Raw genomic sequence first — 9,419 nt, 5'->3', positions numbered from 1 at the left:
AAATACTGTAAACAACGCTACTGGTTTCTACAGCTTATACGCGCGCCATCCATAGGAACAACCCTGATACGCTCGTCCGCACGCAGGCTGCGCCGCTGCTCGTCCCTTTGGTGGAGGAAGGTTGGTTGGAACATGAAGTTACCCGCCTGACCGTATGCGAATACCTCAAACCATTGCTTGCAGACGGCATCGATACGCTGGTGTTGGGCTGAACGCACTTTCCCTTGCTCAAGCCCTTAATCGGTAGGGAGGCGGGTAATGTCGCTTTGGTTGATTCTGCAATTACGACGGCTGAAGAAACAGCACGCGTCCTTGCGCAGGAGGGATTACTCAATACTGACAACAATAATCCCGACTATCGTTTTTATGTCAGCGATATTCCTTTGAAATTCAGAACGATAGGCGAACGTTTTCTGGGTAGGACGATGGAGCAGATTGAAATGGTGTCTTTGGGTTAGGCAAGGTTTGCTCAAACACCCGCATATCCGGAGTAAGGATGTGCGGGTGTTTTTTGTGAAGGTACGTCAGAAAATGTTTGCAAATTACATTTTAAGTTAATAAAATATAAACTATTATCATTTTTAAAAATTTGATATGAAAAATTCACTTATTGCCCAAGCAGCCGGTATCCTGCCTGTGCTGCTGCTTTCTGCCTGCGCGGGCGGCGGCAGTTTCGATTTGGACAGCGTGGAAACGAAACAGCACAACCCGCAGTCCGAAGCACCGAAATACCAAGACGAACAGACTGAAAAACCGGCAAAACCCGATGAAGCGCAGGCGGCGGAAAACGACCGTCCGGTTTACGGTTTTGCAGCCAAAATACCGCGTCGGAACTGGCACCCGAAAAATAAAGAAGATCATAAGGCATTATCAGAAGCGGATTGGGAGAAATTAGGTGCGGGTGAGCCGGGTGAGTTTCCCCAAAAGAATGAGATTTTTGCGATGGATAAGGGTACGCTGAACGAATCCATCACAACGGGCGACGGCAAAAGCCGTGTGGAAGGATACACGGATTTCCAATATGTCCGCTCGGGCTATATCTACCGCAACGGTGCCAATAAAATCGATTTCAAAAACAATATCGCCCTTTCCGGCGCGGACGGCTACCTTTTCTACAAAGGCAGCAATCCTTCCCAAGCTCTGCCGATGGGCAAGTCGATTTACAAAGGCACTTGGGATTATGTAACCGATGCCAAGGAAAAACAGAAGTTTTCCCAGTTGGGTAATTCGCAAGCGGGCGATAGGTACGGGGCTTTGTCTGCCGAGGAAGCGGATGTGTTGCGCAATAAAAGCGAGGCACCGGAAGGTCAGACCGATTTTGGGCTGACCAGCGAGTTTGAGGTAGACTTCGCCGCCAAGACCATGACCGGCGCGCTCTACCGCAATAACCGGATTACCCATAACGAAACCGAAAATAAAGCCAAACAAATTAAACGTTACGACATTCAGGCTAACCTGCACGGTAACCGTTTCAAAGGTAAGGCGTTGGCTGCAGATAAAGATACTGGGAACGGTCATCCCTTCGTTTCTGATTCTGATAGTCTGGAAGGTGGTTTCTACGGGCCTCAGGGCGATGAGTTGGGCGGCAAGTTTTTGGCAAACGATAAGAAAGTGCTTGCCGTATTCAGCGCGAAACAGAAAGATGGTGCAGAAAAACCATTGGCTGAAGCCTTTATGGACGCTTACCGTATCGGTGCGGATTTTGTGAAAAAACAGATAGACAGCTTCGGCAACGTGGCCAAACTGCTGATTGACGGCGTAGAGCTTGCGCTTGTGCCGTCCGAAGGCACTCAGACGGCATTCCAGCATGTATTTGAGAAAGACGGTGTGAAGGTGTCGGTATGCTGCTCCAATTTGGATTACCTGCATTTCGGGGTGTTGGAACACGGCGGTTCGCACGATATGTTCCTGCAGGGCAGCCGTACGCCGGTTTCCGATATGCCTGTAACGGCGGGAGAGGCGGTATATCGCGGTACATGGTCGGGTACTATTGTTAATGGTACGAGCTGGAGTGTCGAACCTTCCAATAAGGAAGGCGGTAACCGGGCGGAGTTTAAAGTTAATTTTGCCGAGAAAACCCTCAACGGTATGCTGACGGCGAAAGACCGCATTGCCCCCGTATTCACCATCACTGCCACGATTCAGGGCAACGGTTTTTCAGGTGTGGCGAAAACCGGTGAAAACGGCTTTGCATTAGATCCGAAAAATACCATCGATCCGAAACGGACGAATATCCGTGCAGATGTGTCCGGTGGCTTCTACGGCAAAAACGCCATTGAGATGGGCGGATCGTTCTCCGGAAATACATTGGAGGGAGAAAGCGGCAAGGCGGCAGTGGTATTCGGTGCGAAACGCCAACAGCTTGTCCGGTAAACTGGGCTGCCGGTTGAAAGAGGAAAGTTCTTCAGACGGCATATCGGCTTTAAATGCCGCCTGAAGGCAGTAAGTAGAGAAATGATATGAAACAGCAACATTTGTTCCGATTAAATATTTTGTGCCTGTCGCTGATGACTGCGCTGCCTGCTTATGCGGATGTTTTACCGGCCGGACAAGTGTGGGAAAAGCAGCTCGATACCGTGCAGGTCAATGCGAAAAAACAGAAAACCCGCCGTGATAACGAAGTAACCGGGCTGGGCAAGCTGGTCAAATCTTCCGAGACGCTAAGTAAAGAACAGGTTTTGAATATCCGAGACCTGACCCGTTACGATCCGGGTATTGCCGTGGTCGAACAGGGTCGGGGCGCAAGTTCCGGCTATTCAATACGCGGCATGGATAAAAACCGCGTTTCCTTAACGGTAGACGGCGTTTCGCAAATACAGTCCTACACCGCGCAGGCGGCATTGGGTGGGACGAGGACGGCGGGCAGCAGCGGCGCAATCAATGAAATTGAGTATGAAAACGTTAAGACCGTTGAAATCAGCAAGGGTTCGAATTCATCAGAATACGGAAACGGCGCATTGGCAGGTTCGGTCGCATTTCAAACCAAAACCGCAGCCGACATTATCGGAGAGGGAAAACAGTGGGGCATTCAGAGTAAAACTGCCTATTCTGGAAAAGACCATGCCCTGACACAGTCCCTTGCGCTTGCAGGACGCAGCGGCGGCGCGGAAGCCCTCCTTATTTATACTAAACGGCGGGGGCAGGAAATCCATGCGCATAAAGATGCTGGTAAAGGTGTGCAGAGTTTCAACCGGCTGATGCCGGTCGAGGATACCCATCCGTACGCAAATTTCATTGTCGAAGAGGAATGTTCCAATGGATATGCGGCCTGTAAAGACAATGCGAAAAAAGATGCTTTGGCCAAAGATGAGCGCAAAACCGTCAGCACGCAGGATTATACCGGCCCCAGCCGCTTCCTTGCGGACCCGCTTGAGTATGGCAGCCAATCATGGCTGTTCCGACCGGGTTGGCATTTGGACAACCGCCATTATGTCGGAGCCGTTCTTGAACGTACGCAGCAGACCTTTGATACACGGGATATGACTGTTCCTGCCTATTTTACCGAGGCCGATCTGAATGAAAGTGTCCGGAGAAACGGTACGCCGAGCGGCTTTGGCAAATATTCGGGCAATAATAAGGCCGAAAGGCTGTTTGTTCAGGGAGAGGGCGGTACATTGCAGGGTATCGGTTACGGTACCGGCGTGTTTTATGATGAACGCCATACTAAAAACCGGTACGGGGTCGAATATGTTTACCATAATGCTGACAAGGATACCTGGGCCGATTACGCCCGACTTTCTTATGACCGGCAAGGTATAGATTTGGACAACCGTTTGCAGCAGACGCATTGCTCTCACGACGGTTCGGATAAAAATTGCCGTCCCGACGGCAATAAACCGTATTCCTTCTATAAATCCGACCGGATGATTTATGAAGAAAGCCGAAACCTGTTCCAAGCAGTATTTAAAAAGGCATTTAATACGGCCAAAATCCGTCACAATTTGAGTATCAATCTAGGGTACGACCGCTTTAAGTCGCAATTGTCCCACAGCGATTATTATCTTCAAAACGCAGTTCAGGCATATGGATCGAAAATCCCGGAAGGGGCGCAGTCACCCAACGGAAGTCAAGGCAAACCGTATTGGGTGTCTATTGGCAAGACCACGGTCAATACATCGCCGATATGCCGTTTCGGCAATAACACCTATACAGACTGCACACCGAGGAATATCGGCGGCAACGGTTATTATGCAGCCGTTCAAGACAATGTTCGTTTGGGAAGGTGGGCGGATGTCGGAGCAGGCATACGTTACGATTACCGCAGTACGCATTCGGAAGATAAGAGTGTCTCTACCGGCACTCACCGCAACCTTTCTTGGAACGCAGGCGTAGTCCTCAAGCCTTTCACCTGGATGGATTTGACTTATCGCGCTTCTACGGGCTTCCGTCTACCGTCGTTTGCCGAAATGTACGGCTGGAGAGCCGGGGAGTCTTTGAAAACGTTGGATCTGAAACCGGAAAAATCCTTTAATAGAGAGACAGGTATTGTATTTAAAGGGGACTTCGGCAATTTGGAAGCCAGCTATTTCAACAATGCTTATCGCGACCTGATTGCATTCGGTTATGAAACCCGAACTCAAAACGGGCAAACTTCGGCTTCTGGCGACCCCGGATACCGAAATGCTCAAAATGCACGGATAGCCGGTATCAATATTTTGGGTAAAATCGATTGGCACGGTGTATGGGGCGGGTTGCCGGACGGGTTGTATTCCACGCTTGCCTATAACCGTATCAAGGTCAAAGATGCCGATATACGCGCCGACAGGACGTTTGTAACTTCATATCTCTTTGATGCCGTCCAACCTTCACGATATGTATTGGGTTTGGGTTACGACCATCCTGACGGAATATGGGGTATCAATACGATGTTTACTTATTCCAAGGCAAAATCTGTTGACGAACTGCTAGGCAGCCAGGCGCTGTTGAACGGTAATGCCAATGCTAAAAAAGCAGCATCACGGCGGACGCGGCCTTGGCATGTTACGGATGTTTCCGGATATTACAATATCAAGAAACACCTGACCCTGCGCGCAGGCGTGTATAACCTCTTCAACTACCGGTATACCACTTGGGAGTCTGTAAGGCAGACTGCCGAAGGAGCGGTCAATAGGCACAATAATGTCGGCAGGTATAACCGCTACGCCGCACCGGGACGAAATTACACCCTGACTTTGGAGATGAAGTTTTAACCTAAGCAACCGTGCATCAAGGCAATAGGTGAACGGCACGGATATTGCGGTAAAATTAGAAACGCCGTCTGAAGAATTTCAGACGGCGTTTTTCAATATTCCGGATTAATTGGAGCCTACTTTGATTTTTTGCCACAAGTTGACAGACAGTTTTTTCGCATCTGCGCTCATTTGAGGCATCACGAAACCGTCTTTCATGTCTTGCTCGTTCGGGAAAATAGAACGTGTGTTCACCAGCTCGGCAGGCATTTTTTCGCGTGCCGGTTTGCTGGCCGGCGCGAAGGTTACGGCGATACCGTTTTTCGCAGCCACTTCGGGATCGAGCGTGTAGTTGATGTATTTGTGGGCATTGGCGATGTTTTTCGCATCGGCCGGAATCAACCAAGATTCAATCCAGAATCCCATACCTTTCGGCGTCAAGACTTCAATACCGACATTGTTTTTCACTTCTTCGGAACGGGCTTTCGCCAAGTTTAAGTCGCCGCCGTTACCCGCTGCGAGACAGATGTCGCCGCGTGCCAATTCGTCAATGATAGACGGACTGAAACGTTTTACATCAGGACGGATGGCTTTCAGCACTTCCGCCGCCGCTTTCAAATCATCAGGATTTGTGCCTTTGGGGTCTTTACCCAAGTAGTTCAGCAAAATTGGGAACATCTCGCTCGGCGTATCCCACAAGGCGATACCGCAGGATTTCAGCTTGTTGGTGTATTCAGGCTTGAACAGCAAATCCCAACCGTTTTCAGGCAGCTTGCCGCCCAAAAGTTCTTTGCCCTTCGCCGTAATTGCCAAAGTGTTGACGCCGGAGAAATAAGGAACGGCATACTGGTTGCCCGGATCGGCAGTTTCCAGCATTTTCAACAATTCGGGATCGATGTTTTTATAATTGGGAATCAAGTCTTTATTGATTTTTTGATAAGCACCCGCTTCGATTTGGCGGGGCAGGAAGGCGATGCCGGGAACAACCAAGTCATAGCCGGATTTACCGGTCAGCATTTTGGCTTCGAGGGTTTCGTTGTTTTCGTAAAGGTCGTAGGTCAGCTTCAGCTTATTGGCTTTTTTGAAGTCTTCAACGGTACTCTCGTCAACGTAGTTCGACCAGTTGTAGATGTTCAAAGTATCGGTGGCGGCTGCTTCGGCATTGGCAGCAGGCGCGCTGCCTGCTTGAGGTTGCTCGGTTTTTTTCTCGCCACCGCCGCAAGCGGCCAGCGACAATGCCGCCAATACGGCTAATACGGATTTTTTCATACGGGCAGATTCCTGATGAAAGATTGTTAACGGAAAATGAACACTCTGCACCCCATCAATACCCCGGCGCAAAGCGGGGCTATTGTAATGGAAGTGGGTGAGAACTCAAAGCAATATCTGACTGATTTTTATTGAAATAAGTCATGATTTCTTAGACTCGGGAAAACGGCGTTGCACAAGATGTCGTTTTTGGGCAAAATACGGGCGATTTGCGCGCGCAAACAGAGAAAATACTTGCATATAGAGGAATCTGTCTTTAGAATTGCGCGTTTACAGAATTTATTTTTTCAGGAGATATTCAATATGGCAAACAGCGCACAAGCCCGCAAACGTGCCCGCCAATCGGTTAAACAACGCGCCCACAACGCCAGCCTGCGTACCGCATTCCGTACCGCGGTGAAAAAAGTGTTGAAAGCAGTTGAAGCCGGCGACAAAGCTGCTGCTCAAGCAGTTTACCAAGAGTCCGTTAAAGTCATCGACCGTATCGCTGACAAAGGCGTATTCCACAAAAACAAAGCAGCCCGCCATAAGAGCCGTCTGTCTGCCAAAGTAAAAGCATTAGCTTAATCTTTTTCGCCCATCGCCTTGGCGTGTTACCGCGTCGGGACAGGCAAGCAGATAACGATGCCCCTGAGGTCTTAACCTTTCAGGGGCATTGCCGTATGTGGTGCAAGTTGATGTAAACTTTTCAGACGACCTGCCGTAAAGCAGACGTAAGGCGGTAAAATGCGGTTTAATCTATTTTTCAAACGATTAATCCCGATTTTCAGGCAAAAGGTCGTCTGAAAACGCCCAATCGGCAATCCCATGAATGAAATGATGAACAAGATGTTGAAACACGATTTGGCGCAAAGCGATGCCCTAAAGAACAAAAAACCGTCATTCTCCAAATGTCGGCGCGCCTTGATGCTTATCCTTGTCGGCGGAACAGCCGCCCCTGTCGCCTATGCCGACACGGCTTTGCAATGCACCTCCATTCAAGACAATGCCACCCGTTTGGCGTGTTACGACAGCATTTACTCAGCTCAACTGCCGCCGCAAGCACCGCTGCCCGTCATTCGCGAAGAAACCGCCAAAGCGCCGGTCGATTTGCCCAAAACCATCAGCACCAGCCGCGAGAAAAAAGCGGCGACGATTGTGTTTGACGAAAATAAAGAACAATCCACCCTTTCGGAAGACAATCTCCGCACCGCAGCCGATGCCTACACGCCGCTGAGCCTGATGTACGATTTGGACAAAAACGACTCGCGCGGCTTGTTGAGCGTGCGCGAGCACAATCCCATGTACCTGATGCCCGCATGGTACAACAGCTCGCCCAACCTCCATCCCCATTCCCCTTCGCGCAGCACGACCAATCAGGAAAAATTCAGCGAACAGAAACACATAGAAACCAAACTGCAAGTTTCGTTCAAAAGCAAAATCGCTGAAGATTTGTTTAAAACCCGCGCGGATTTGTGGTTCGGCTACACCCAAAAATCCGATTGGCAGATTTACAACCAAGGCAGAAAATCCGCACCGTTCCGCAACACCGATTACGAACCTGAAATCTTCCTGACCCAGCCCGTGAAGGCAGATTTGCCGTTCGGCGGCAAACTGCGGATGGTCGGCGCAGGCTTCGTCCACCAATCCAACGGACAAAGCCGTCCCGAATCCCGCTCATGGAACCGCGTTTACGCATTGGCGGGGATGGAATGGGGCAAGCTGACCGTCATCCCGCGCGTGTGGATGCGCGCATTCGATCAGACCGGCGAAAACAACGACAATCCCGACATTACCGACTACATGGGTTATGGCGATTTGAAGCTGCAATACCGTCTGAACGACAAACAAAATATTTCGTCCCTGCTACGCTACAATCCCAAAACCGGACACGGCGCGGTTGAAGCCGCCTATACTTTCCCAATTAAAGGCAAACTCAAAGGCGTCGTGCGCGGCTTTCACGGCTACGGCGAAAGCCTGATTGATTACAACCACAAACAAAACGGCATCGGCATCGGTCTGATGTTCAACGACTGGGACGGAATTTGACGCCCAACCCCGTTTTCAGACGACCTTATTACACCATGTTGTACACAGGTCGTCTGAAAGCAAAACAAACACCCTCCCCATATTAAAAACACTCGTTTCCTATCGCCCAAACGCGTATAATGCAACGTTTGGGCGATATTTGTCGGAATGACACAGAAGATGACAGAACAAACGGCCGAAGGCGGAAAAGTTGCCAAGGCATTAAAAAAATATCTAATTACAGGCATGCTGGTGTGGCTGCCGATAACCGTAACCATTTGGGCGGTCAGCTATATCATATCAGCCGCCGACCGGCTGATCAGCCTGCTGCCCGAGCAATGGCAGCCACAATATTTCTGGGGATTCAATATTCCCGGCCTGGGCATTATTGCCGCCATTGTCGTCTTATTTCTGACCGGCGTGTTCGCCGCCAACGTTTTGGGGCGTCAAATCCTCGCCGCATGGGACAGCCTGTTGGGACGGATCCCCGTCGTCAAATCCATCTATTCCAGCGTTAAAAAAGTATCCGAGTCCCTGCTCTCCGACAGCAGCCGCTCGTTCAGAACGCCCGTGCTGGTTCCATTCCCGCAACCCAATATTTGGACGATTGCCTTTGTATCAGGGCATATTCCCGACAAACTCAAAGGCAGCCTGCCGCACGATGACGACTATCTTTCCGTCTATGTGCCGACCACGCCCAACCCGACCGGTGGCTATTACATCATGGTGAAAAAAAGCGACGTGCGCGAACTCGATATGAGCGTGGACGAAGCATTGAAATATGTGATTTCGTTGGGCATGGTGATGCCGGATGACTTGCCGCTCAAAGCCCAAGCCGAAATACGATGTTTAGAAAAATAAACTAGAGATGGTAAACACATGACACATGGTCGTTTTGGCCTTGATTCATGGCTATTTACATTGTCATTATTGTTTTTAGCTGTTGTATAGTGGATTAACTTTAAACCAGTACGG

General features: G+C 49.9%; 6 protein-coding genes and 1 pseudogene. 6 read left to right on the top strand and 1 reads right to left on the bottom strand.

Features of this window, described 5'->3' with window-relative positions:
- Window positions 1-14: 14 nt before the first annotated feature.
- The 3 genes and pseudogenes from HMPREF3066_RS12395 to HMPREF3066_RS07775 all read left to right on the top strand — a co-directional run.
- A pseudogene (locus HMPREF3066_RS12395) lies at window positions 15-458 on the top strand (aspartate/glutamate racemase family protein); the annotation flags it as partial.
- 136 nt (window positions 459-594) lie between these two features.
- The gene (locus HMPREF3066_RS07780; RefSeq protein ID WP_070441829.1) at window positions 595-2,373 is read left to right on the top strand and encodes a transferrin-binding protein-like solute binding protein; all 1,779 of its coding nucleotides are present in this window, start codon (window positions 595-597) and stop codon (window positions 2,371-2,373) included.
- An 86-nt stretch (window positions 2,374-2,459) separates the two neighbouring features.
- Window positions 2,460-5,189, top strand: a complete 2,730-nt coding sequence (locus HMPREF3066_RS07775; protein ID WP_060974614.1) for a lactoferrin/transferrin family TonB-dependent receptor — start codon at window positions 2,460-2,462, stop codon at window positions 5,187-5,189.
- A gap of 105 nt (window positions 5,190-5,294) precedes the next feature.
- Here the strand turns inward: HMPREF3066_RS07775 and HMPREF3066_RS07770 are convergent, their stop codons facing one another.
- Complete coding sequence (locus HMPREF3066_RS07770) at window positions 5,295-6,437, bottom strand: extracellular solute-binding protein (RefSeq protein WP_049225929.1); 1,143 nt, start codon at window positions 6,435-6,437, stop codon at window positions 5,295-5,297.
- A gap of 303 nt (window positions 6,438-6,740) precedes the next feature.
- Between HMPREF3066_RS07770 and rpsT the strand changes: the two genes are divergently transcribed.
- The 3 genes from rpsT (at window position 6,741) to HMPREF3066_RS07755 (ending at window position 9,305) form a co-directional block, all read left to right on the top strand.
- A complete protein-coding gene (gene rpsT / locus HMPREF3066_RS07765) occupies window positions 6,741-7,004 on the top strand; it encodes a 30S ribosomal protein S20 (protein ID WP_002212556.1) in 264 nt (87 codons plus the stop codon).
- A 240-nt stretch (window positions 7,005-7,244) separates the two neighbouring features.
- A complete protein-coding gene (locus HMPREF3066_RS07760) occupies window positions 7,245-8,465 on the top strand; it encodes a phospholipase A (RefSeq protein ID WP_070441826.1) in 1,221 nt (406 codons plus the stop codon).
- A 159-nt stretch (window positions 8,466-8,624) separates the two neighbouring features.
- Complete coding sequence (locus HMPREF3066_RS07755) at window positions 8,625-9,305, top strand: DUF502 domain-containing protein (protein WP_070441823.1); 681 nt, start codon at window positions 8,625-8,627, stop codon at window positions 9,303-9,305.
- The last annotated feature ends 114 nt before the right edge of the window (window positions 9,306-9,419 follow it).

The sequence above is a fragment of the Neisseria sp. HMSC03D10 genome (assembly GCF_001807625.1).
In the GTDB taxonomy this organism is placed as follows: Bacteria; Pseudomonadota; Gammaproteobacteria; order Burkholderiales; family Neisseriaceae; genus Neisseria; species Neisseria mucosa.
This window is presented reverse-complemented; position numbering and strand designations above follow the sequence as displayed.

Bases quoted from the DNA above. Each gene is read 5' to 3' on its own strand.
- HMPREF3066_RS07780 (WP_070441829.1), top strand. From the start codon at position 595: ATGAAAAATTCACTTATTGCCCAAGCAGCCGGTATCCTGCCTGTGCTG.
- HMPREF3066_RS07775 (WP_060974614.1), top strand. From the start codon at position 2,460: ATGAAACAGCAACATTTGTTCCGATTAAATATTTTGTGCCTGTCGCTG.
- HMPREF3066_RS07770 (WP_049225929.1), bottom strand. From the start codon at position 6,437: ATGAAAAAATCCGTATTAGCCGTATTGGCGGCATTGTCGCTGGCCGCT.
- rpsT (WP_002212556.1), top strand. From the start codon at position 6,741: ATGGCAAACAGCGCACAAGCCCGCAAACGTGCCCGCCAATCGGTTAAA.
- HMPREF3066_RS07760 (WP_070441826.1), top strand. From the start codon at position 7,245: ATGAATGAAATGATGAACAAGATGTTGAAACACGATTTGGCGCAAAGC.
- HMPREF3066_RS07755 (WP_070441823.1), top strand. From the start codon at position 8,625: ATGACAGAACAAACGGCCGAAGGCGGAAAAGTTGCCAAGGCATTAAAA.